The sequence below is a fragment of the Kitasatospora sp. NPDC088391 genome (genome assembly GCF_044753345.1).
In the GTDB taxonomy this organism is placed as follows: domain Bacteria; phylum Actinomycetota; class Actinomycetes; order Streptomycetales; family Streptomycetaceae; genus Kitasatospora.
Genome location: NZ_JBIVNB010000003.1, coordinates 923,083 through 942,320 on the forward strand (window position 1 = coordinate 923,083; position 19,238 = coordinate 942,320).

24 protein-coding genes are annotated in these 19,238 nt (G+C 74.2%); 12 read left to right on the forward strand and 12 right to left on the reverse strand.

Going from position 1 to position 19,238, the window contains the following annotated elements:
- The first annotated feature begins 172 nt into the window (after positions 1-172).
- On the forward strand, positions 173-1,153 hold the full coding sequence (gene hemB, locus ACIQBJ_RS12910; protein ID WP_400708028.1) for a porphobilinogen synthase: 981 nt from the start codon (positions 173-175) through the stop codon (positions 1,151-1,153).
- A gap of 22 nt (positions 1,154-1,175) precedes the next feature.
- On the opposite strand, the gene ACIQBJ_RS12915 is transcribed toward hemB, so the two are convergent.
- Positions 1,176-1,991 (reverse strand): hypothetical protein, encoded by an 816-nt coding sequence (locus ACIQBJ_RS12915; protein WP_400708030.1) that lies wholly within the window; start codon positions 1,989-1,991, stop codon positions 1,176-1,178.
- 120 nt (positions 1,992-2,111) lie between these two features.
- Here ACIQBJ_RS12915 and ACIQBJ_RS12920 point away from each other — a divergent pair, with 120 nt between their 5' ends.
- Together ACIQBJ_RS12920 and ACIQBJ_RS12925 are read left to right on the forward strand one after the other, a co-directional pair.
- On the forward strand, positions 2,112-2,711 hold the full coding sequence (locus ACIQBJ_RS12920) for a TetR/AcrR family transcriptional regulator (RefSeq protein WP_400708032.1): 600 nt from the start codon (positions 2,112-2,114) through the stop codon (positions 2,709-2,711).
- Complete coding sequence (locus ACIQBJ_RS12925; RefSeq protein WP_400708034.1) at positions 2,708-3,055, forward strand: nuclear transport factor 2 family protein; 348 nt, start codon at positions 2,708-2,710, stop codon at positions 3,053-3,055. Before ACIQBJ_RS12920 ends, ACIQBJ_RS12925 begins: the two co-directional genes overlap by 4 nt.
- 96 nt (positions 3,056-3,151) lie before the next feature.
- Here ACIQBJ_RS12925 and ACIQBJ_RS12930 read toward each other — a convergent pair whose 3' ends face one another.
- The 3 genes from ACIQBJ_RS12930 to ACIQBJ_RS12940 form a co-directional block, all read right to left on the reverse strand.
- Positions 3,152-3,409, reverse strand: a complete 258-nt coding sequence (locus ACIQBJ_RS12930; RefSeq protein WP_400708036.1) for a hypothetical protein — start codon at positions 3,407-3,409, stop codon at positions 3,152-3,154.
- A gap of 202 nt (positions 3,410-3,611) precedes the next feature.
- On the reverse strand, positions 3,612-3,956 hold the full coding sequence (locus tag ACIQBJ_RS12935) for a rodlet layer protein (protein ID WP_400708038.1): 345 nt from the start codon (positions 3,954-3,956) through the stop codon (positions 3,612-3,614).
- Between the two features lie 141 nt (positions 3,957-4,097).
- Positions 4,098-4,442, reverse strand: a complete 345-nt coding sequence (locus ACIQBJ_RS12940) for a rodlet layer protein (RefSeq protein ID WP_400708040.1) — start codon at positions 4,440-4,442, stop codon at positions 4,098-4,100.
- Between the two features lie 245 nt (positions 4,443-4,687).
- Here ACIQBJ_RS12940 and ACIQBJ_RS12945 point away from each other — a divergent pair, with 245 nt between their 5' ends.
- On the forward strand, positions 4,688-5,395 hold the full coding sequence (locus ACIQBJ_RS12945; protein WP_400708042.1) for a hypothetical protein: 708 nt from the start codon (positions 4,688-4,690) through the stop codon (positions 5,393-5,395).
- 69 nt (positions 5,396-5,464) lie between these two features.
- On the opposite strand, the gene ACIQBJ_RS12950 is transcribed toward ACIQBJ_RS12945, so the two are convergent.
- The 3 genes from ACIQBJ_RS12950 to ACIQBJ_RS12960 form a co-directional block, all read right to left on the reverse strand.
- Positions 5,465-5,848: a hypothetical protein gene (locus ACIQBJ_RS12950; protein ID WP_400708044.1), complete on the reverse strand. Its 384-nt coding sequence runs from the start codon at positions 5,846-5,848 to the stop codon at positions 5,465-5,467.
- Positions 5,849-6,015: 167 nt separating this feature from the next.
- On the reverse strand, positions 6,016-6,294 hold the full coding sequence (locus tag ACIQBJ_RS12955; RefSeq protein ID WP_400708046.1) for a chaplin: 279 nt from the start codon (positions 6,292-6,294) through the stop codon (positions 6,016-6,018).
- Between the two features lie 87 nt (positions 6,295-6,381).
- A complete protein-coding gene (locus tag ACIQBJ_RS12960) occupies positions 6,382-6,624 on the reverse strand; it encodes a chaplin (protein ID WP_400708048.1) in 243 nt (80 codons plus the stop codon).
- Between the two features lie 418 nt (positions 6,625-7,042).
- Here ACIQBJ_RS12960 and ACIQBJ_RS12965 point away from each other — a divergent pair, with 418 nt between their 5' ends.
- Together ACIQBJ_RS12965 and ACIQBJ_RS12970 are read left to right on the forward strand one after the other, a co-directional pair.
- Entirely contained in the window at positions 7,043-7,282 is a 240-nt protein-coding gene (locus tag ACIQBJ_RS12965; protein WP_400708051.1) for a chaplin, read from the forward strand.
- Positions 7,283-7,529: 247 nt separating this feature from the next.
- Positions 7,530-9,191, forward strand: coding sequence for an RICIN domain-containing protein (locus tag ACIQBJ_RS12970; protein ID WP_400708053.1), 1,662 nt, complete (start codon positions 7,530-7,532; stop codon positions 9,189-9,191).
- On the opposite strand, the gene ACIQBJ_RS12975 is transcribed toward ACIQBJ_RS12970, so the two are convergent.
- Positions 9,176-10,147, reverse strand: a complete 972-nt coding sequence (locus ACIQBJ_RS12975; protein ID WP_400708055.1) for an NAD(P)-dependent oxidoreductase — start codon at positions 10,145-10,147, stop codon at positions 9,176-9,178. The two genes, ACIQBJ_RS12970 and ACIQBJ_RS12975, sit on opposite strands and share 16 nt — an antisense overlap.
- Positions 10,148-10,233: 86 nt before the next feature.
- Between ACIQBJ_RS12975 and ACIQBJ_RS12980 the strand changes: the two genes are divergently transcribed.
- Entirely contained in the window at positions 10,234-10,578 is a 345-nt protein-coding gene (locus ACIQBJ_RS12980) for a winged helix-turn-helix transcriptional regulator (protein ID WP_400708057.1), read from the forward strand.
- Between the two features lie 7 nt (positions 10,579-10,585).
- Here ACIQBJ_RS12980 and ACIQBJ_RS12985 read toward each other — a convergent pair whose 3' ends face one another.
- Positions 10,586-11,170: a DUF4291 domain-containing protein gene (locus ACIQBJ_RS12985; protein ID WP_400708059.1), complete on the reverse strand. Its 585-nt coding sequence runs from the start codon at positions 11,168-11,170 to the stop codon at positions 10,586-10,588.
- Between the two features lie 72 nt (positions 11,171-11,242).
- On the opposite strand from ACIQBJ_RS12985, the gene ACIQBJ_RS12990 reads away from it, so the two are divergent.
- From ACIQBJ_RS12990 to ACIQBJ_RS13000, 3 genes are all read left to right on the forward strand, one after another.
- The gene (locus ACIQBJ_RS12990; protein WP_400708061.1) at positions 11,243-12,307 is read left to right on the forward strand and encodes a hypothetical protein; all 1,065 of its coding nucleotides are present in this window, start codon (positions 11,243-11,245) and stop codon (positions 12,305-12,307) included.
- An 85-nt stretch (positions 12,308-12,392) separates the two neighbouring features.
- Complete coding sequence (locus tag ACIQBJ_RS12995) at positions 12,393-13,148, forward strand: sugar isomerase domain-containing protein (protein WP_400708063.1); 756 nt, start codon at positions 12,393-12,395, stop codon at positions 13,146-13,148.
- A complete protein-coding gene (locus ACIQBJ_RS13000) occupies positions 13,145-14,329 on the forward strand; it encodes an N-acetylglucosamine kinase (RefSeq protein WP_400708065.1) in 1,185 nt (394 codons plus the stop codon). The genes ACIQBJ_RS12995 and ACIQBJ_RS13000 overlap by 4 nt, the downstream gene beginning before the upstream one ends.
- 310 nt (positions 14,330-14,639) lie before the next feature.
- On the opposite strand, the gene ACIQBJ_RS13005 is transcribed toward ACIQBJ_RS13000, so the two are convergent.
- Positions 14,640-15,173, reverse strand: coding sequence for an ATP-binding protein (locus ACIQBJ_RS13005; protein WP_400708067.1), 534 nt, complete (start codon positions 15,171-15,173; stop codon positions 14,640-14,642).
- Positions 15,174-15,340: 167 nt separating this feature from the next.
- On the opposite strand from ACIQBJ_RS13005, the gene ACIQBJ_RS13010 reads away from it, so the two are divergent.
- Both ACIQBJ_RS13010 and ACIQBJ_RS13015 read left to right on the forward strand, forming a co-directional pair.
- Positions 15,341-16,102: a GntR family transcriptional regulator gene (locus ACIQBJ_RS13010; protein ID WP_400708069.1), complete on the forward strand. Its 762-nt coding sequence runs from the start codon at positions 15,341-15,343 to the stop codon at positions 16,100-16,102.
- 244 nt (positions 16,103-16,346) lie between these two features.
- Complete coding sequence (locus ACIQBJ_RS13015; RefSeq protein ID WP_400708071.1) at positions 16,347-17,675, forward strand: MFS transporter; 1,329 nt, start codon at positions 16,347-16,349, stop codon at positions 17,673-17,675.
- 26 nt (positions 17,676-17,701) lie between these two features.
- On the opposite strand, the gene ACIQBJ_RS13020 is transcribed toward ACIQBJ_RS13015, so the two are convergent.
- Positions 17,702-18,172, reverse strand: coding sequence for a hypothetical protein (locus ACIQBJ_RS13020; RefSeq protein ID WP_400708073.1), 471 nt, complete (start codon positions 18,170-18,172; stop codon positions 17,702-17,704).
- Positions 18,173-18,225: 53 nt separating this feature from the next.
- Complete coding sequence (locus ACIQBJ_RS13025) at positions 18,226-19,140, reverse strand: hypothetical protein (RefSeq protein WP_400708075.1); 915 nt, start codon at positions 19,138-19,140, stop codon at positions 18,226-18,228.
- Positions 19,141-19,238: the final 98 nt, after the last annotated feature.

Below are 19,238 nucleotides of genomic sequence, written 5' to 3' on the forward strand. Positions count from 1 at the left end.
GGCCACCCGCGGGGCCGCCGCCCCCGGGGGGGGCGCGCGGGTCTCCGGGCCGCGCGACCGCCCCCCCGGCGCGCGCCGCAGGGCGGGCGGCCCCGCGGGGGGGGGGGGGCCCGGGGGCCCCCCCCCGACGCGTTCCGCCGTGACTCAGCTCGTGACCCAGGGAGCCTTCGAAGTGTCCGCCGAATTCCCGTCCGTCCGCCCGCGCCGACTGCGCACCACCCCGGCGATGCGCCGCCTGGTCGCCGAGACCCGGCTGCACCCGGCCGAGCTGATCCTCCCGGCCTTCGTCCGCGAGGGCATCGACGAGCCGCAGCCGATCGGCTCGATGCCGGGCGTGGTCCAGCACACCCGGGACACCCTGCGCCGGGTCGCCGTCGAGGCCGCCGAGGCCGGGGTCGGCGGCATCATGCTGTTCGGCGTCCCGCTCGTCCAGGACGCGACCGGCACCGCGGGCACCGACCCCGAGGGCATCCTCCAGCTCGCCATCCGCGACGTGGTCTCCGAGGTCGGCGACCAGCTCGTGGTGATGTCCGACCTCTGCCTGGACGAGTACACCGACCACGGCCACTGCGGCGTGCTCGCCGCGGACGGCTCGGTCGACAACGACGCCACCCTGGAGCGGTACGCCGAGATGGCCGTGGTGCAGGCCGACGCGGGCGTCCACCTGGTCGGCCCGTCCGGCATGATGGACGGTCAGGTCGCCGTCGTCCGCAAGGCGCTGGACGCGGCGGGCCACCAGGACACCGGCATCCTCGCCTACACCGCCAAGTACGCCTCGGCCTTCTTCGGCCCGTTCCGGGAGGCCGTCGGCTCCTCGCTCAAGGGCGACCGCAAGAGCTACCAGCAGGACCCGGCCAACGCCCGCGAGGCGCTGCGCGAACTCGCCCAGGACGTCGCCGAGGGCGCCGACCTGGTGATGGTCAAGCCCGCGATGTCCTACCTGGACATCCTCCGCCAGGTCGCCGACGCCTCCCCGGTGCCGGTCTCCGCCTACCAGGTCTCCGGCGAGTACGCGATGGTCGAGGCCGCCGCGGCCAACGGCTGGGTCGACCGCGAGCGGATGATCCTGGAGACCCTCACCTCGATCCGCCGTGCGGGCGCCGAGCAGATCCTCACCTACTGGGCCGTCGAGGCCGCCCGCATGATCCGCTGACGGATCGTCACGCGCGCCGGGGTCAGGCGGACTTCGGGAAGTCCTTCCGCTTGATCTTGGCGCGCCGCCCGTCCGGGTGGTGGAACACGATGCCCTCGGCGGGCGCGCCCGGCGCGAACCGGCTCTCCAGCCCCGCCAGGTACTCCCGCAGGCCCTGGTAGCTGCGCGGCACCCCCTCGTACACCGGCGCCTCGCGGTCGAACGGCAGGCACAGGTGCTCCGCCAGCTTCAGCGGGTTGCCCTGGATGCGCGGGCCCAGCGCCTCGCACGGATGCTCGCCGTCCGGCCAGCCCGTCACGTCGGTGCCGTCCGCCGCCGCCAGGATCCAGCGGTCCTCGGCCGCGCCCTCCGCGGTGTCCGCGTACCAGCCGTCGACGATGCCCAGCTTCTTCTGCGCCGCGCTCGGGTTGCGCCGCTTCTCGACCCGGACGAGCCGCCCCGAGCGGACCGTCAGCCGGACGTTCGTGCCGTCCACCTTCTCCGTCGGCGCGCCCTCGCCCGCGAACACCCAGGCGCACTCCGCGCGCGGGCGGTCCACCACCCGGAAGTCGCCGTCCCGCTCGAACAGCGTCGGAATCTTCTCCATGACCGTCGTCCCCCTCCGTACCTGGTCGATCAGTTCCTCGGGCGCCACGACCCCTGCCGCGAGCCCGCCCGCCAGCGACCGCACCAGGTCGGCCACCGACACCCCCGCCTCCACGGCCACCCGCTTCAGCGCCAGCTTCTCCTCCGGCGACACCCAGGCCACCAGCCGGGACCACCCCTCCGGCGGCACCCACCGCGCCACCTGCCCCGCCACCTTCCGCGGCCGCCCGGGGCCGCGCTTCTGCTCCTCCATGGCCGCTGACAGTAGGTCGGCCTTTTCCGTTGTGTCAATTGGCATAACAGAAATACCGGTGCCGAGGGCGGGCCCGGCCGTGCTATTTTTTGTGAGCAGTCGTTCAACTATGGGGGTGCGATGGGACGCAAGCAGCTCTGGGACCGGACCGAGGTCCTGGCCGCCGCCGTGCGCCTGTTCCGGCACCGCGGCTACCTCGGCGCCTCGGTGCGGGACATCGAGGAGGCGACCGGGCTGCACCCGGGCAGCCTCTACCGGGTCTTCCGGAACAAGGACGGCCTGTTCCGGGCGGCCCTGGACAGCTACAACGAGCAGGTGGTGCGGGGCCGGGTCCGGACCCACCTGCTGGAGCCGGCCGACCCGGTGGCGGGCATCCGGTCGTTCTTCACGTCCACCTTCGAGACCGGCCCCGGCCCCGACCCGGGCTGCCTCCTCACCAACACCGCGGTGGAGTCCTTCGGCGTCCCGGAGGCCGCCGAGGGCGTCCACCGGGGGCTGGAGACCATCGAGTCCGGCCTCGCCGCCGCCCTGACCAGGGCCCGCGACCTGGGGCTGGTCCGGGCGGAGCTGGACGTCGAGTCGGCGGCGGCCCACCTGCTGGCGCTCTACCAGGGCCTGCTGGTGCTGGTCAGGGCCGGCACCCCCCGGACGAAACTGCGCACCGTCACCGACGGCGCGATGGCGTCGATCGGCCCCGTGGAGAAAGAGGCACAGCGATGAGTGACCTGCAGCAGCTCTGGACGGACTACGCGGCGTGCTGGTCGGCCGAGCCCGGCGAGCGGCTCGCCGCCCTCGACGCGGTCGCGGTCGCGGACGTCGCCTACCGGGACCCGGGCACGGAGGTCGGCGGGCTGACCGGACTCGCCGACTACATGGCCGGGTTCGCGGGGGCCTTCCCCGGGCACCGGTTCCGGATCGACGAGGTGCTCGACCACCACGACCGCTCGCTCGCCCGGTGGACCCAGCTCGGCGAGCGGGACGAGCCCGCGATGTCCGGCATCAGCACCGCGCTGCACCGGGACGGCCGGCTCGCCGACATCACCGGGTTCTTCCTCCCGGCCTGACCGGGCGCGCCGCCCCGGCCCCGCAGGGGCCCGGCCGCGGACGACGAAGGGCGCCGGGGCCTGGTGGCTCCGGCGCCCTTCGGGGCTGACGGGGGGTCAGTGGATGGCGACGATGCCGCCCTCGCCACCGCCGGTGGCGGTGTCGGTGGCCCAGCCGTAGCCGCCGCCCGCGGTGAAGATGTGGGAGGTCTCGGCGAAGCCCGCCCAGTGGCCGGCGACGAAGGGCTCGTCGGCGGTGGCGACGCCCTCGTGGCCACCGCCGACCGCGACGTGCGCGTAGGCGGGGGCGGCGACCGCGGCCAGGGCGATCGCGGCGACCGAGGTGACGACGGCCTTGCCCAGCTTGCTCTTCATGAGAGGTCCTCTCTGCGTCAGGGGGATGTCTCTACGTCAACACAGGGGTGCGGCTGAAGCGGCGCTGCACGCGCCCACCGGCCGTTCCGATCACCCGATCGCGCCGCAGACGGACGGGCGACAGGGAACGGCCGGAGACATGGAACCGCCGGGCCCGCGGGATCGCTCCCCCGGACCCGGCGGTCGGTTGCGACCGGGAAGGTCAGCCGATCAGGTGGCTGACGCCACCGTCGCCGCTGCCCACGGTGTTCTGGCCCACGGTGCAGGTCTGCGACGGCTTGTTGTCCAGGACGTCGGCCTTGATCGGGACCGCGACGCCGATGACGGCGACCGCGATGTTGTCGACCTCGGGGAGGCAGAGGTTCGGGTTGTCCAGGGTGTGGAAGTTCGGGCTGTGGTTGCCCGAGGTGCCAGTGGCGTTGGTGCCGCCGTTGCCCTGGACCGAGGTGGCGGCGCCGTCCGCGTCACCGATGGCCATCGCGGGGGAGGCGATCGTGGCGAGACCGGCGGCGGCGACACCGGCGGCGGCGAGAGCCTTCTTGATCATTGGGATTTCCTTTTCGGATCTGATGGAGTGGAGCAGCGCCCCGGTGCGTGGCGCGCGCCGGGACTTTCCGACCGGCCGGGGGAACGGCCGGGCGGTGGTGCCGCGCGGAGCGGGGGCTCCGCGCCGGGCAGTGACGGTGCGTCAGCCGATCAGGTGGGAGACGCCGCCGTCGCCGCTGCCGACGGTGCCCTCGCCGACCACGCAGGTCTGCTTGGGCTGGTTGTTGAGCGCGGCCAGCTCGACCGGAACGGCCACGCCCAGCACGCCGACGCCGATGTTGTGGATCTCCGGCAGGCAGATGTTCGGGTTGTCGGCGAAGTGGAAGTTGGGGCTGTGGTTGCCCCAGGTGCCGGTGGCGTTGGTGCCGCCGTTGCCCTGGATGGAGCCGGCCGAACCGTCCGCGTTGCCGATGGCGACGGCGGGGGTGGACACCGCGGCGAGCGCGGCGGCGGCCAGGCCGATGCCGGCAAAAGTCTTCTTCAGCATGGTGGAGATACCTCTCTGAAATACCGTTCGAGGGGTGCTGCCCCGTCGTCGTCGGGATCAAAGAACGGCGGCACGGAAAGTTACGGGGTGCGGAGGAAATTCGTCGATGATCACCGCTTTTCCCGCGCGCCGGTCGGATTATTACGCCGTTCCGGTTAACTCCCGCTATCCGTACGGGAGGTGGCTCGTTCGCCAGGTTGCCCACCAAGTATCAGAACCGAGAAAACGAACGAACGGCGAACACCATGAAGCTCTCCAAGCGGGCGACCGGCGCCCTGCTGCTGGCGGTCGGCGCCGGCGTGGCGGCGGCGCAGGGCGTCTCCCAGGCGGCCCCGAAGACCCCGGCGGAGGTGGCCGCGATCGAGGACGGCCTGGCCACCCGGGAGGTGCCGTTCAGCATCCCGCTCAGCGCCGCGACCGCCCCGCTGCCGCTGCTGCCGGACGGCGGCGAGATCCACGGCGGCGTGCCCACCTCGCCGCTGATGCCGCCGACCGAGACCAACGCGGACCCGAACCAGCCGATCCCGGACCACGTGGTGCCCGCGCTGAACGGCGGCAAGGCCGGCCCGTCGCTGGCCGCGGCGCTGCCGCTGCCCGAGGTCGACCGGGGTGCCGAGCTGGGCACCCTGGGCCTGGACGCCCCGGCGGCCCCGTTGAACCTGGGCGGCCCGGCGGTCGGCCTGGGCCACCCGGTGTCCTTCGCCGAGGGCGAGGGCGGCCGGGTGGCGGACGCCGCGCTGAGCCTGGACAAGGTGGACCCGCACCTGGTGACCGCGCCGGTGCAGGCGGTGCCGGGGGCGAAGGCCTCGCTGGGCGGCGAGCAGGACCAGATCTCGCTGACCGACTCGGCCCGGAACCTGGTCGGCACCACCACCGCCACCACCGGCGAGATGCTGAACCAGGCGGCCCCGGTGGAGACCCTGACCGGTTCGCTGGAGCAGTCCCAGTTCTGACGGCCCGTCCACTCCGCAGCGCGAACGGCCCGGACCCCCGCGGGGGTCCGGGCCGCGGTGCGACCGGGCTCAGAGCGGCAGGCCGCCGAGCAGGGGGCCGGCCACCGGCAGGTCCTTGGCCCCGCCGCCGCCGGACAGCGGCGCGGTGAGCGGGGCGGTGCCGACCGGCCCGAGGCCGTTGTCGGGGACGACCGCGACGCCGTTGTCGAACACGTCGGCGGAGGACCCGGCCCAGGGGTCGAGCCGCAGGTCCTTCACCGGGGCGACCGCGTAGCCGAGCGCGCCGGTGGTGCTGCCGACGGCCTGCTGGGCGTCGGTGTTCTGCAGGTGGGTGGTGGGCACGGGCAGCGCGCCGAGCCCTTCGGTCTCGGCGTGCGCGGCCTGCGCGGTGACGCCGCCGAGCAGCATCGCGGCGCCGAGCGCGACCACGGCGCCGGTGGTCTTCCGGGACATCGGCCATTCCTCACGGGTGGTACGGGCGGTACGGGCAGGGGTGGAACAGGGTGGAGCGCGGTGCGGGGTGCGGTGCGGGCCGGCGCGGAGCGGGAACGCGTACTGCCCCCCGGCCGGAGCCGAGGGGCAGTCTGCACGGGGGGTACCGATCGGCCGGGACCGGTCGGTCAGCAGTCCTCGTCGACCGGCGCGTCGTGGTGCGGCATGTCGACGTTGGCGCAGGTGTTGCCGAACGCCGGGTTCAGCAGGCCGACCACGTTGACCGAGTTGCCGCAGAGGTTGACCGGGACGTGGACCGGAACCTGCACGGCGTTGCCGGAGAGCACGCCGGGGGAGTTGGCGGCGACGCCCTCGGCACCGGCGGAGGCGTTGGCCAGGCCGGCCGAGCCCAGGACGAGGCCGGCGGCGGCGGCGCCGAGGACGGCGGCCTTCTTCACGTTCTGCATGGGGGTTGATCTCCTAGATCACACAGGGAGTTGGTGCACCGCGCCGCGCGGGCGCGCGGCGCGGTGCGTAACGCCGCGTCAGGCAGTTCAGCCGACGTTGGCGCAGGAGTTGCCGAACGCCGGGTTCAGCAGGCCGATGACGCTCACGGTGTTGCCGCAGACGTTGACCGGGACGTGGACCGGGACCTGGATCAGGTTGCCGGAGAGCACGCCGGGGGAGCCGGCGGCGACGCCCTCGGCGCCGGAGGAGGCGGCGGCCAGGCCGGCCGAGCCGAGGACCATACCGGCGGCGGCGACGGACAGGACCGCGGCCTTCTTGAAGTTGCGCATAGCTCTCTTCCTCACGTTCTGCCCGACTCTGGAGGGTCGGGTGCCGGGCGATCGCATCATCGCCCGCGGTTTTCGGGATGCGCCGTGAATGTCACTCACGCGGCTCAACACCCGCGTGTCGCCCGTGGCTTGGGCGATGCGTGCCGCGTCGGTGGTGCGCCGACGACCTGTTCCTCACGGCCTGGAACGGTCGTGCCGTGGAGCTGGTTTCGCCAGGAAGAACGAGCAGGCGCGCTCGGGGAAACGGGCGGATTCTCCGATCACCCGAATGCGTCGGTTACTCCACCCGGGTGATTGTTCGGGGGCGTCCGCAACTCAGTCCGAAGCGCTTCGTTGGCCTGGTGCACGTCCCGTGTGCTTCCTTCCGGTAGCCCCCGGCGCGGCAACTTGGAAGACCTGATTCATCGAGGAGACTCAAATGAGCATCAAGAAGGCTGCCGCGGTCGGCGCCGCCGTCGTGGGCATCGTCGCCGCCGGTGCGGGTTCCGCCATGGCGAGCAGCGGCGCCGAGGGTGTCGCCGCCGGTTCCCCCGGCGTGGCCTCCGGCAACCAGATCCAGGTTCCGGTCCACATCCCGGTCAACCTCTGCGGCAACTCGGTGGACGTCATCGGCGCCCTGAACCCGGCGTTCGGCAACTCCTGCGCCAACGTCGGCTGACGCGCGGCTCCGGGCCGTTCGAGCCGCCGTCCCACCCTCCTGACGGGGTGCGGGCGGCGGCTCAACTGTTTTGGTGCGCACGGCTCCTGGCCGAGTGTTGAACGTCCGGACCCTTGTTGGGTTACCTGTCAGTACCTAGCATGTGAGCCTGCCTCATGTTTGCCGGGCCCCCACGCCCGGTGCTCCGCCATGCTCCGCGCCGCCCGGCAGCCGCCGGGCGAACCCCCACCCTCGCAAGGAGTCATGCGTGTCCAGGACCTCACCTGCCCGCCGCCGGCCGGGCGCCCGCCGACGCCCGCCCGCGCTGCTCGCCACCGCCGCCCTGCTCGCCGCCCTCGGCCTCGGCAGCGGCCTGTCCACCGCCGCCGAGGCCGCGCCCGCGGTCCAGGCCAAGCCCGCCGCGATCGTCGCGCTCGGCGACAGCGCCATCTCCGGCGAGGGCGCCGGGACCGACACCAACGACGACTACGTCCCCGGCACCGACAGCCCCACCAACTACTGCCACCGCTCCACGAAGTCCGAGATCTTCGTGACCCAGCTCCCCGGCGTCACCCCGGTCGACCTGGCCTGCTCCGGCGCCCAGACCGGCGACCTGGTCAGCGACCCCGAGCTGGCGAAGATCACCGGCCCGGGCAGCGGAGACTTCGGCGAGCCCAAGCAGGACGTCCAACTCGCCGCCGCCGCGAGCCAGTACGACGTGAAGATGGTGGTCGTCACGATCGGCGCGAACGACGACTTCGAGTTCGCGAACATCATGATGGACTGCCTGGCCCAGTACTTCCCGATCCCGAAGTCCCAGGGCTGCCGGGACACCCTCGGCAGCGCCGAGATCCTCCGCCGGGCCGCCGGGGTCAAGCCCAAGGTGGCGGCCGCGCTGACCAACATCCGCACCACCATGCGGAAGGCCGGCTACGCCGACGACTCCTACCAGCTGGTCTCCCAGTCGTACTTCAACCCGATCACCCCCGACATCCGGCGCAACGACTACGCGGGCAAGGTCGCCGACGGCTGCCCGGCCTTCCCCGAGGACCTCGCCTGGGGCCACAACTGGGTCGTCCCCACGCTCAGCGACGCGCTCCGCGAGGCCGCGTCCACCGTCCCCGGGGTCCGCTACCTCGACCAGCGCCGGGTCGCCTTCGGCCACGAGGTCTGCGCGGAGTGGACCAGCTCGCCGTACGAGTACACCAACGGCGACGTGATCGACCTCTCCGAGAAGACCCGGAACGGCTGCGACAGCCCGATCTCCATCCCGGGCCTGTGCATGAACAACGTCCGGCAGTCCTACCACCTGCGGGTCGCCGGGTACGCGGCCGAGGCCGCCTGCCTGCGCCAGTTCTTCCAGCAGTCCTCGCTCGCCCAGGCGTTCTGCTCGCTCAACCAGCAGGACGGCACCTCGATCACCGCGCTCACGCCCGGCAAGCCCTTCCCCGACACCCCCGAGGACGGCGCCTGGTACCAGCTCACCAACCGGGCCGACGGCAAGGCGCTCGACCTCTCCGGCGGCGGCAGCTACGGCGACTCCACCAACGGCCGGACCGCGCTCACCTATCCGGCGACCGGCGGCCTGAACCAGTCCTTCGTCTTCGAGGTCAAGGCCGGCGGCTCCTTCGAGCTCGACTTCAGCGGCAACCGCGACATGTGCCTCGACGTCGCCGGGGCCTCCACCGCGACCGGCGCCAAGATCGAGCAGTGGCGCTGCAACGGCGGCGCCAACCAGCACTGGCTGCTCCAGCCGGTCGGCGACGGCAGCTACAAGCTCGCCGACTCCCAGGCCCCCGGCATGCTGGCCACCGCCACCGCGCAGACCGACGCCCAGGGCAACTCGCTGGTCCAGCTCGCCCCGGACAACGGCTCCGCCGCCCAGCACTGGCAGCTCACCAAGCTCGGCATCGTCTACCTGCACGGCTGACCCGGCCCGCCGGACCGGTCGGGCCCCGCTCCCCGGGGCCCGACCGGCCGGTGCGGGGCCCGGATGCCGTCGATGATCCGGGTCCAGTTGTCGCCGCCGTGCCCGTGGTCGATCGCGTGCCGGTAGTGGCCCTGCACGGCCCGCGGCAGGGCGAGGTCGAGTCCGAGCGCGGCGCTGGTGTCGACGATGTGGTCGGCCGTCGCGCCCATCATGGTGACGGTGCTGAGGTGGCCGGGGTGCTCCCCGGCGTCCAGCGCGGCACCGGGCGTCCGCTCGCCGGCCCGCAGGATCGCGCCGATCGCGTCGGCGGAGGCGAGCAGTTCCGGCAGCGCCTCCGCGGCCCGCACCCCGGCGCCGCCCAGCATCGCGGTGGCGTGCATCAGCGCGGACAGCGTGCTGAGGAACACCGCGAGCTGGGCCTGGTACATCAGCTGGGCCAGCCCGGGGTCCTCGCCCAGGTACTTCGGGACGCCCAGCCGGGCCAGGACCGGCCGGTGACGGTCCATCACCCCCGGGTCGCCGCTGTAGTAGACGTGCGCGGCCGGGGTGCCGACCATCGGCGCGGGGACCATGACGCCGCCGGTGAGGAAGTCCGCCCCGTGGCCGGCCGCCCAGGCGGCCGCCTCGCGGGAGCGCTCGGGGGTGTCGGAGCCGAGGTTGGCCAGCGTCCGGCCGGCCAGCGCCCCGGTGGCGCCGTCGAGGACCTCGTACATCGCCCGGTGGTCGGTGAGGCTGAGGAGCACCAGCCCGCTCGCCGCCACCGCCCCGCCCGGCGTGGCCGCGCGCACCGCCCCGGCGGCGACCAGCTCGTCGGCACGGCCCGGGGTGCGGTTCCAGACGGTGACCGGGTGCCCGGCCGCGAGCAGGACACGGGCCATCGCCCGCCCCATCGGGCCGAGCCCGATCACGGTGACGGGACTGTCCTGCGCTGTGGTGGGATGCTGTCGTTCGTTCACCCCGCCATCCTCGGAGCAGGCGCGGGGCGGTCGGAAGTACCCACTTCTTACTGCGGTACTTACCTTTTCGTCAGGGGGAGTCGACGATGGCCAGGGCACCGCGGCGCGGTCCGTACGTCTGCGGCATCGATGCCGCGCTCGACGTGGTGAGCGGCAAGTGGAAGGGCCTGATCCTCTGGGAGCTGAACGCCCACGCCGTCCGCCGCTTCGCCGAACTGCGGCGCGCCCTGCCGGGCGTGAGCGAGAAGATGCTGACCCAGCACCTGCGCGAACTGGAGGAGGACGGCCTCGTCCACCGGGAGGTGCACGCCGAGGTCCCGCCGCGGGTCGAGTACTCGCTCACCGGGCACGGCCGCACCCTGAACGAGGCACTCCGCCCACTGGGCGCCTGGGGAACGGAGCGGGTCCGCCGCGAAACCAGCGACAACTGACGAACCGTCAGCCCGCCGAGGCCCCGAGCCGGGCGGCGGTCGCCGGGTCCAGGGGGTACGGCCGTTCCGGCGGGAGCAGGGCCGGGTCGCGGGTCGCGTGCAACTCCCGGGCCAGGTCGGTCAGGTCGTCGATCCGGACCAGCCAGTCGGAGGTGTAGCGGCGCGCCAGTGCGCCGCCCAGGCCGAGTTGGAGCGAGCGGTGCGCCAGCGGCCGCAGGCCGAGGTCCCGCTCCGGGTCCCACTGCACCCGGGCCGGGCTGCGGCGCAACTCCCGCTGCCAGTCCGCCTTCGAGGCGTGCACACCGGGCTTGTACGAGCTGAGCACCGCCGCCGCCAACGCCGCGTCGAACCCCGACCGCCGGATCACCACTCCGAGGACGCGCTCCTGCCCCTCGGCGCGCGCCCAGTCGCTGCGGTGCATCAGCCAGCGGAAGGAGGGCTTGATCCAGGTCGTCCGGTCCAGCGAGAAGGCGGCCGGGAACCGCCCCTCGGCGGCGGCCGGGCCGGCGATCTCCGGCCGGAACGCCTGGTAGACCGTCACGGTCTCCTCGTCGTGGCGGGCCCTGATCTGCCGCACCGGTACATCGTCCATCCCCGCATCCTGGCCGGTCGGACCGTCCGCCGCCCCCGGTTTTCCGGTTGCGGGCGTCCGTACGGTGGGGGCGTGGACCTGCTCGCCCGGTTGGGCTTCGACGACCCGCGCCCGCTCCTGCCGGTGGACCGGGCGGCGGTCGAGTCCTGGCTCGGTGTGCGACTGCCGCGCGACTACTGGGAGTCGGCCGGGCGCGGCTCGGTGCTGATCGGGGGCGGCATCGTGCTGGCGGGGCCGGTCCGGGCACACTTCGGGATGCTGCCGTGGACCAAGCACGACATCCGGGCGCAGCTGCGGGAGGCGGGCTTCGCCCCGGTCCGGCTGCACCCCGAGCCCGGCGGCCTGCTGCCGTGGGGGCACACCCTCGGCGGGCGGACCTTCCTGCTCTGGAACACCGCCGACCCGGACCCGGAGCGCTGGACGGTGGTGCTCTGCGACCCGACCCGGCCGACCCGGGCGGAGGCGGTGCTGGACTCCGGCCTCGGCCTGGCCGCGTTCCTGGAGACGGTGGTGCTGGACCGGGTCGGCCACCTCGGCCCGCTCCCGGCCACGGCGGGCCCGGAGTGGGGCGAACCCGAGCCGTGGACCCCGCCCCCGCCCCGGGAACTCTCGCCCGCCGAACGGGAGTTCGCCCTGCGCGGCCCGGCCGCCCTGCCCGCGCTGCAGTTGCTGGCCCCGCCGCCGGGGACCGTCCGGAAGCCCGACTGGGCCCGGGTGTGCGCCGGGCTCGGCACCCCGCTGCCGTCCGACTACCGGGCCCTGATGGAGAGTCACGGCGCGGGGGAGTGGTCGGAGTGGCTGTCCCTGTACCCGCCCGAGCACCTGCCCGGCCTGCCCGGGCTGATCGGCCGCTCGGTGCCGGGCCCGTGCTGGCCGGAGCCGGAAGGCTTCCTGCCGGTCGGCTGCAGCATCGACAACGACCGGCTGGGCTGGCGGGTGACCGGGCCGGACCCGGAGACCTGGCCGGTGGTGGTGCGGCCCCGGCACGTCCGCGGCGAGGTGGCGCTGCCGGGCGGTCTGCTGGAGGTGCTCACGACCTGGCTGCGCGGCGGGCTGCGCGCGGCGGGCCTGCCCGGCCTGGACCCGGCGGACGACCCGTTCGAGCTCGCCCGGTTCGTGCCCTGGGAAGCGGACTGACAGGTCTAGTCCATTCGTTGACAGCGGGGGCGGCACGGGCCGACGATGTGAGCCGTCCCACAGCGCTCAGCCTGGAGGTATCCCGGTGCCCAGCCCCTCCGCGGCCGACTTCGTCGCCGCCGCCCACGCCGCCATCGACCGCGTCAGCACCTCGCAGGCCGAGCAGATCGGCCGGGCCGCCGAGCTGATCACCGCCGCGCTCGCCGCCGACGGCGTCGTCCAGGCCTTCGGGACGGGGCACTCCGAGGCGTTCGCGATGGAGATCGCGGGCCGCGCGGGCGGCCTGGTGCCCAGCAACCGGATCGCGCTCCGCGACGTGGTGCTGTTCGGCGGCCGGCCGGTGGAGATCCTGGCGGGCTCCGAACTGGAGCGCGGCACCGAATCGGCGGCGCTGCTCTGGGAGCTGACCGACCCGCACCCGGCGGACGTCTTCGTGCTGGCCTCCAACTCCGGCGTCAACGGCTGCGTGGTCGAACTCGCCCGGCTGGCCAAGGAGAACGGCCACCCGCTGATCGTGGTCACCTCGGCCGAGCACACCGCGGGCGTCGAGCCCAAGCACCCCTCCGGCCTGCGGCTGCGCGACTACGCCGACGTGGTGCTGGACAACGGCGCCCCGTTCGGCGACGCGGTGCTGCCGATGGCGAGCGGCGGCAAGGCGTGCGGGATCTCCTCGATCACCGCCGCGCTGCTCGCCCAGCAGGTGGTCGCCGAGGTGATCCGCCGGATCGAGAAGGCCGGCGGCGTCCCGCCGATCTACCTGTCGGCGAACATCCCGGCCGGCGACGCCCACAACAACAAGCTGGAGGCGCTGTACGCCGGGCGCATCCGCCGCACGGCATGACGGCCCGTCGACACCCCGCCGCCGAGCCGCTGGTGCTCGGCCTGGACGTGGGCGGCACCAGCACCCGCGTCCTGGTCGCCGACCTCGACGGGCAGGTCCTCGGCACCGCCTTCGGCGCGGGCGGCAACCCCGTCGCGCACGGCGCCGAAGCGGCCGTCCGGGAGATCGGCGGCGCGGTCCGGTCCGCGCTCTCCGGCCTCGACCCGGCCCGGGTGGCGGCCGGAGTGATCGGCCTGGCCGGCGGCCTGGTCGCCCCGCCGGAACTGCTCGCCCTGTGGCCCGCCACCGGACTGACCGTCCTCCCCCTGCTGATCAGCGACGCGGAACTCGCCCACGCCGCGGGCACCGCCGCCCCCGACGGACACCTGCTGCTCAGCGGCACCGGCGCCGTGGCCGCCGAAATCCGCGACCACGGCCTCCGCCGCACCGCGGACGGCCACGGCTGGCTGCTCGGCGACCGCGGCTCCGGCTTCTGGCTGGGCCGCGAGGCCGTCTCGGCAACCCTCACCGCCGTGGACCGACTCCTCCCCCTGAACGGCACCCCGCTCCGACTCCCCGGCCTCCCCGGCGCAGTCGCGGACGCCCTGCTCGGGCCGGACTCCGCGATCGGGGCCGATTTCCCGTCGGGGTCCGGTGTTCCGTCGGGGCCCGGCTCCGTGCCCGGGTCTGGTTCTCCAGCCGGGTCGGGCTTCCCGTCGGGGGCTGGTTCCCCGCGCGGGTCGGGCTCTCCGCGCGGCTCCGGTGCTCCGGCCCGGGCGGCCGGGGCGGGCCGTGAGCCGCGGTCCGCGCTGATCGCCGCGGCGCACGCCCAGGCTCCCGCCAAGCTGGCCCGGTTCGCCCCGCTGGTCCTCGACCACGCGGTGAAGGGCGACCCGGTGGCGCTGTCGCTGCTCGACCGGGCGGCCGACCACCTGATCGACACCCTCGCCCTGATCCGCGAACCCGGATCCCCGCTGCCCGTGGTGCTGGCCGGCGGTCTGCTCGCCACCGACACCCCGCTCGCCGCGCTGCTCCGCCCCCGGCTCGCCGCCCGCTGGCCCGGCGCTGCCCTGCACCCGGCGGGCAACGGCGCGGGCGCGGCGGCCTGGCTGGCGGCCCGCTCACTCGGCCACGGCACACCGGAACTGCACCACCGCCTGACGTCCTGGCCCCCTGAAGCCCCGGCGTCCCCGAAGCCCTGACCTCCGGGCCTGCTGCACCCGGGACGCTCCGCAGCCCTGACCCCCTGGCATCCCGAGGCCCTGGCTTCCTGACCTGCCGCACCCCTGACGCTCTGCAGCCCTGACCCCCCGGCCTCCCGCAGCTCTGACCTCCGGGCCTGCTGCACCCGGGACGCTCCGCAGCCCTGACCCCCTGGCATCCCGAGGCCCTGACGTCCCGAAGCCCTGACCCTCTGGCATCCCGCAGCCCGACACCCTGAAGCCCCGACCTCTCGACCTCCTGACGTCCTCGAACCCCGACGCCCCCAAGCTCAGCGCTCCTGACTTCCCGTCAGGGGCAGGCCGTGGTCCGGGGCGTGAGGCGGCCGAGTGCGGCCAGGCCCTTCGTCCGCCCCTCGGTCCGGCGGCCCGCCGGGCCCCGGCGGCGGCGGGTGCCGCCGTCCGGTGCGTCGTTGTCGGCGGCCCGGACCGGCAGGGCTATCTCGGCCCAGACCCACTTGCCGCTGCGCTTGCGCACCACCCCGTGGGCGAGGGCGAGTTCGGTGACCAGGAGCAGGCCGCGCCCGGATTCGTCGTCGTCGCCGGCGGGCGGCCCGGTGACGGGCAGTGCGGGGGAGGAGTCGTAGACCTCGACCACGGCGCGGTGGTGCAGCGGATCGGCGTGCACGCCGACGGTGACGGCCGGGCCGCTGGCGTGGCGGACGGCGTTGCCGAGGAGTTCGGAGGTGATCAGGTCGAGGGCGAACCGGGTGTCCTCGTCGAGCGGGGTGCCCCAGGCGGTGAGGAGTTCCCGTACCCGGCGTCGTCCGGCGGCGACCGTGGCGGGCTCGCGGGGCAGGGAGAACCATCGACGATGGACGGACATGGCGGACTCCTCACGCGGTTCGCTCCGATGAGCGGGAGACTCGGCAGCCGATATGAGGGTGTGTCAGATCCTTACATCTCTAGACAAGCTGAAATCTCTAGAGATGTCAATGCGTCAAGCCCCTTGCCGCGCGTAGGATGTCTAGAGAGGGAAGGAAGTCCGCCGCCATGAACAACAGCCACCCACGGGGCGCGCAGCCCAAGTACCAGCGGATCGCCGAGGACCTCAAGGGCGAGATCGACTCCGGCCGCTACCGGCCCGGCGACCGCCTCCCGGGCGAGAACGACCTGATGGCGACGTACGGCGTGGCCAGGATGACGGCCCGTCAGGCCCTGGGCGTGCTGAAGGCCGAGGGGGCGGTGGAGTCCCGCAAGGGGGTCGGGGTCTTCGTCCGGGAGTTCCGGCCGATACGGCGGCGCGGCATCCAGCGGCTCTCCGACCGGCAGTGGGGCGGCGGCGCCTCGGTCTGGTCGGCGGACATAGCGTCCCGCGAGCTGGCGGTGGACCAGCTCGACGTCAGCGAGCGGGAGGCGCCGGAGCAAATCGCCGCCGTCCTGGGCCTGAAGCCGGGCGAGCCGGCCTGCGTCCGCAGCCGCCGCTTCGTGCTGGACGGCAAGCCCGTCCTGCTCTCCGAGTCCTACCTGCCGGCCGCGCTGGTCGCGGGCAGCCGGATCACCGACCGGGACACCGGCCCGGGCGGCACCTACGCCCGGCTCGCCGAACTCGGCCACAAGCCGGTGCACTTCCAGGAGCACATCCGCTCCCGGATGCCGCTCGGCGAGGAGGCCGAGCGGCTGGAGCTGGTCCCGGGCACCCCCGTCTTCCTGGTGCACCGCACCGCCTTCGCCGAGGACGGGCAGGCGGTGGAGGTCAACGAGATGGTCCTCGACTCGGCCTCCTACATACTCGAATACTCCTTCGACGCCTGACCCGCGCCCTGCCCGTGCCCTGCCGGTGCCCGGGGCGTATGGGTTCGTACGGGGGCGCACCCTGTGGACAAACCGCCCCCTGGGGGCCTGTTTTTCCACAGCCCTGTGGAAAACTCCGGCGTTTCCGGTGGAAACCCGGCCGCTCCGCCCGGGCCCGCCGCGCCGGAAAACCCCTTGCGCGACACCGGAATTGGTCGAGACCTTTGGGGGTCGATCATGCCCAGTCGCGGAAGGAGTCCACACTGTGGACGGGATCTTCGCCCCCACCCACCGGGCCCGGACGGTCTGCTTCGCCGCCGTCACCTTCCTCACCGGGTTCGCCGCCCTGGCCGTGCTGCCCACCCTGCCGACCGCGACCGCCGACCTGCACGGCGTCGCGCTGTTCCCGCTGGTCGCGGGCTGCTTCGTGGCCGCGAGCCTGCTCGGCGGGGTGCTCGGCGGCGCCTGGTCGGACGCGGCGGGTGCCCGGGCGCCGCTGGCGGTCGGCACCGTGCTGACGGTGGCGACCCTGCTGGTCTCCGCGAGCAGCACCTCGATCTGGCAGCTCGCCGCCGGACGCTTCCTGGACGGCCTGGCCGCCGGCGCGGTCGCCGTCGCGATCAACGCGGCGATCGGGCAGAGCTACCCGGAGCACCTGCAATCCCGGGTGCTCGCGCTGATGAGCGGCTGCTGGGTGATCCCCTCCCTGGTCGGCCCGCCGCTGGCCGGGCTGGTCTCCGAACTCTGGTCCTGGCGCGTCGTGTTCTACGGCCTCGCGGTCCTCACCGCGGTGCCCTCGCTGCTGCTGGTCCTCGTGCTGCGCCGCCAGGACGGCCCGCCGCGCGATCCGGGCCCCGCCGCCCGGCCGCCGCTGCTGGTCGCCGTCGTCGTCAGCCTCGCCGCGGCCGTCGGCCAGTACGGCGTCTCCGGCCGGGACGCCCGCCACCTGCTCGCCGTCGTCGCCGCCGGGGCGCTGCTGGCCGCCTTCGCCCCGCGCCTGCTCCCCACCGGGACGTGGCGCGCCGTCCGGGGCCTGCCCGCGACGGTGCTGCTGCGCGGCCTCTCCTCGGGGACGTTCTTCACCCTGGAGGCGTACGTCCCCCTGCTGCTGATCACCGAACGGCACGTCAACCCCGTGGTCAGCGGCCTGGCCTTCACCGGCGCGGCCCTCGCCTGGGCCGGCGCGTCCTGGGTGCAGGGCAACCTGCTGCACGGCGTCCCGCGTCACCGGACGGTGCTGATCGGCACCCTGGTGATGGCCGCCGCCGTCGCCTGCGCCGTCCTCGGCACCCTCCCCGGGCTGCCCGCGCTGACGGCCGCCCCCGCGATGCCGCTCGCCGCGACGGGCATGGGCCTGCTCTCCCCGGCCCTGACGGTCCTCTCGCTCGCCCACAGCCCCGCCGGCCACGAAGGCCGCACCAGCAGCGCGATGCAGACCAACCAGAACCTCGGTCAGATCACCGTCCTCGCCCTCGCCTCCCTGGCCCTCACCGCCGGCGCCTCCTCCCTCTCCGGCTACGCCGCCGCCTTCACCCTCCTCGCCGCCCCCCTCGCCGCCCTGGCCCTCCTCGCCCCCCGCACCCGCATCCCCTGAACCCCGCCCGCCGCGCCGTCGGTGGTTCAGGGGCAGGCGCGTTGGCGGGCCTTGCCCCGGGCGATCAGGGCGAGGCGGGTGGCGTCCTCGAAGGTGGTCCAGGCGAAGCCGCCGATTGCGCGGGCCCGGCTGGAGGCCCACAGCGCGGCGATCGTCATGGCGATCGGCGTGCCGAGGAGCGCCACTCCGGCGAACGCGGGGCCGCCGGTGCAGCCCGCCACGCCGATGTACTCGGTGAAGAACACGGGCCCCGTCACCAGGGCGGCCCGGAGCGGCCAGCCGCGGGTGGGCGCGCCCGGTTTGCCGACGGTCAGCGCCGCGCCGGTGGCCAGTCCGGGGAGTACCCCCGTGATCAGGCCGATGGCCGCGAGCGTGCGTGCGACCCCGCCCTCCCCGTCCAGTGCGGCCGGTAGGGCGATGAGCAGGTAGGGCCCCGCCCCGACCCCGGTGCTCAGTGCGACGGTCGACCAGAAGACCGCCGATTTCCGCATCTCCACGGGCCATCCCCCTCGGGATCGAACTGTGCACGAATCATAGGGGCGGCAACGGCTCAGCCGAACGCGGGGGCCTCGGGGGAGCGGGTGGCGCGCAGGGCCGCTCTGGCGCGGGCCGCGCCGAGCAGCGTGGCGGCCGCGCCGCCGCCGATCCGGGTGGCGGGTCGCGGTCGGCCTAGGCCCGCGCAGGGGCGGCAGATGCCCGGGCGGGGGACGGGGTCGTGGCAGCGGGCGCACTCGGCGAGGCGGGCCGGAGCGGCGGCCGGGGCCGGGACGGGCGGCATCTTGCGGCTGAGGCGGTGGCGGAGGAGCGCCACGGGGGAGTGCAGCGCGGCGGGCAGGCCGGGGAGCAGGGCGTGCGCCAAGTCGTGGGCGGAGCTGCCGCGTTCGAGCCACTGGGCGACCAGCGGGGCGAGGCTCTCGGCCTCGGCGGCCCCGAGCCGCAGGCGCGGCTCCGGCCGGATCACCCGGAACAGCAGCGCGACGGCCTCCGCCACCCACCCTTCCGGCTCTTCCGGCCCTTCCGGCCCCTCCGGAGCCGGATGTGCTGACGGTGCGTCAATCTCCGTCCCGGCGGCCGGGAGGGAGGGTTCTTTCTCCGGGTTCTTTGGAACGGTGCCACGCACGTCGCCTCCCGGGCCACCGGGTCCCGGGGGACGAGCGTCCGGTGGACGGGCGTGTCGCGGCAGGTCGAAGACGTGGTTCTCGCTGAGGATCGTGCCGTCCGCCAGCCGGGACGTCTCGACCACGTAGTAGCCCGCCTCGGTCAGCTCCTTGAGCGCCTTCCGGACGGCGGCCCGCCCCTGCGGACTGCTGTCGGCCATCCGCCGCCCGTCCTCCTGCCAGTCGTCCGGCCGGGAGAGCAGGTCCGCGAGCAGTCCGCGCGCGGTGTAGGAGAGCTGCCGGTCCTGCAGTGTCGCGTTCGGCAGCACGGTGAAGTCGCGCCCGTGGGCGCTACGATGAATACGCATGGGAGGGTCTGCTCCTGTGCCGGACCCCGGAGCGTTGGCGCGCTGCCGGGGTCAATCTTTGCCTCGTACGGTGACGGAACGTAGCACACGCACCACCC

What these genes read in the sequence shown, in the direction of transcription:
- ACIQBJ_RS12930 (WP_400708036.1), bottom strand. Translation starts at nt 3,409, where the DNA reads ATGAAGAGCAAGCTGGGCAAGGCCGTCGTCACCTCGGTCGCCGCGATC.
- ACIQBJ_RS12985 (WP_400708059.1), bottom strand. Translation starts at nt 11,170, where the DNA reads ATGGACGATGTACCGGTGCGGCAGATCAGGGCCCGCCACGACGAGGAG.
- ACIQBJ_RS12960 (WP_400708048.1), bottom strand. Translation starts at nt 6,624, where the DNA reads ATGCGCAACTTCAAGAAGGCCGCGGTCCTGTCCGTCGCCGCCGCCGGT.
- ACIQBJ_RS12955 (WP_400708046.1), bottom strand. Translation starts at nt 6,294, where the DNA reads ATGCAGAACGTGAAGAAGGCCGCCGTCCTCGGCGCCGCCGCCGCCGGC.
- ACIQBJ_RS12920 (WP_400708032.1), top strand. Translation starts at nt 2,112, where the DNA reads ATGGGACGCAAGCAGCTCTGGGACCGGACCGAGGTCCTGGCCGCCGCC.
- ACIQBJ_RS13010 (WP_400708069.1), top strand. Translation starts at nt 15,341, where the DNA reads ATGAACAACAGCCACCCACGGGGCGCGCAGCCCAAGTACCAGCGGATC.
- ACIQBJ_RS12940 (WP_400708040.1), bottom strand. Translation starts at nt 4,442, where the DNA reads ATGCTGAAGAAGACTTTTGCCGGCATCGGCCTGGCCGCCGCCGCGCTC.
- ACIQBJ_RS12945 (WP_400708042.1), top strand. Translation starts at nt 4,688, where the DNA reads ATGAAGCTCTCCAAGCGGGCGACCGGCGCCCTGCTGCTGGCGGTCGGC.
- ACIQBJ_RS12915 (WP_400708030.1), bottom strand. Translation starts at nt 1,991, where the DNA reads ATGGAGGAGCAGAAGCGCGGCCCCGGGCGGCCGCGGAAGGTGGCGGGG.
- ACIQBJ_RS12935 (WP_400708038.1), bottom strand. Translation starts at nt 3,956, where the DNA reads ATGATCAAGAAGGCTCTCGCCGCCGCCGGTGTCGCCGCCGCCGGTCTC.
- ACIQBJ_RS12965 (WP_400708051.1), top strand. Translation starts at nt 7,043, where the DNA reads ATGAGCATCAAGAAGGCTGCCGCGGTCGGCGCCGCCGTCGTGGGCATC.
- ACIQBJ_RS12950 (WP_400708044.1), bottom strand. Translation starts at nt 5,848, where the DNA reads ATGTCCCGGAAGACCACCGGCGCCGTGGTCGCGCTCGGCGCCGCGATG.
- ACIQBJ_RS12925 (WP_400708034.1), top strand. Translation starts at nt 2,708, where the DNA reads ATGAGTGACCTGCAGCAGCTCTGGACGGACTACGCGGCGTGCTGGTCG.
- ACIQBJ_RS13005 (WP_400708067.1), bottom strand. Translation starts at nt 15,173, where the DNA reads ATGTCCGTCCATCGTCGATGGTTCTCCCTGCCCCGCGAGCCCGCCACG.
- ACIQBJ_RS13000 (WP_400708065.1), top strand. Translation starts at nt 13,145, where the DNA reads ATGACGGCCCGTCGACACCCCGCCGCCGAGCCGCTGGTGCTCGGCCTG.
- ACIQBJ_RS13025 (WP_400708075.1), bottom strand. Translation starts at nt 19,140, where the DNA reads ATGCGTATTCATCGTAGCGCCCACGGGCGCGACTTCACCGTGCTGCCG.
- ACIQBJ_RS12980 (WP_400708057.1), top strand. Translation starts at nt 10,234, where the DNA reads ATGGCCAGGGCACCGCGGCGCGGTCCGTACGTCTGCGGCATCGATGCC.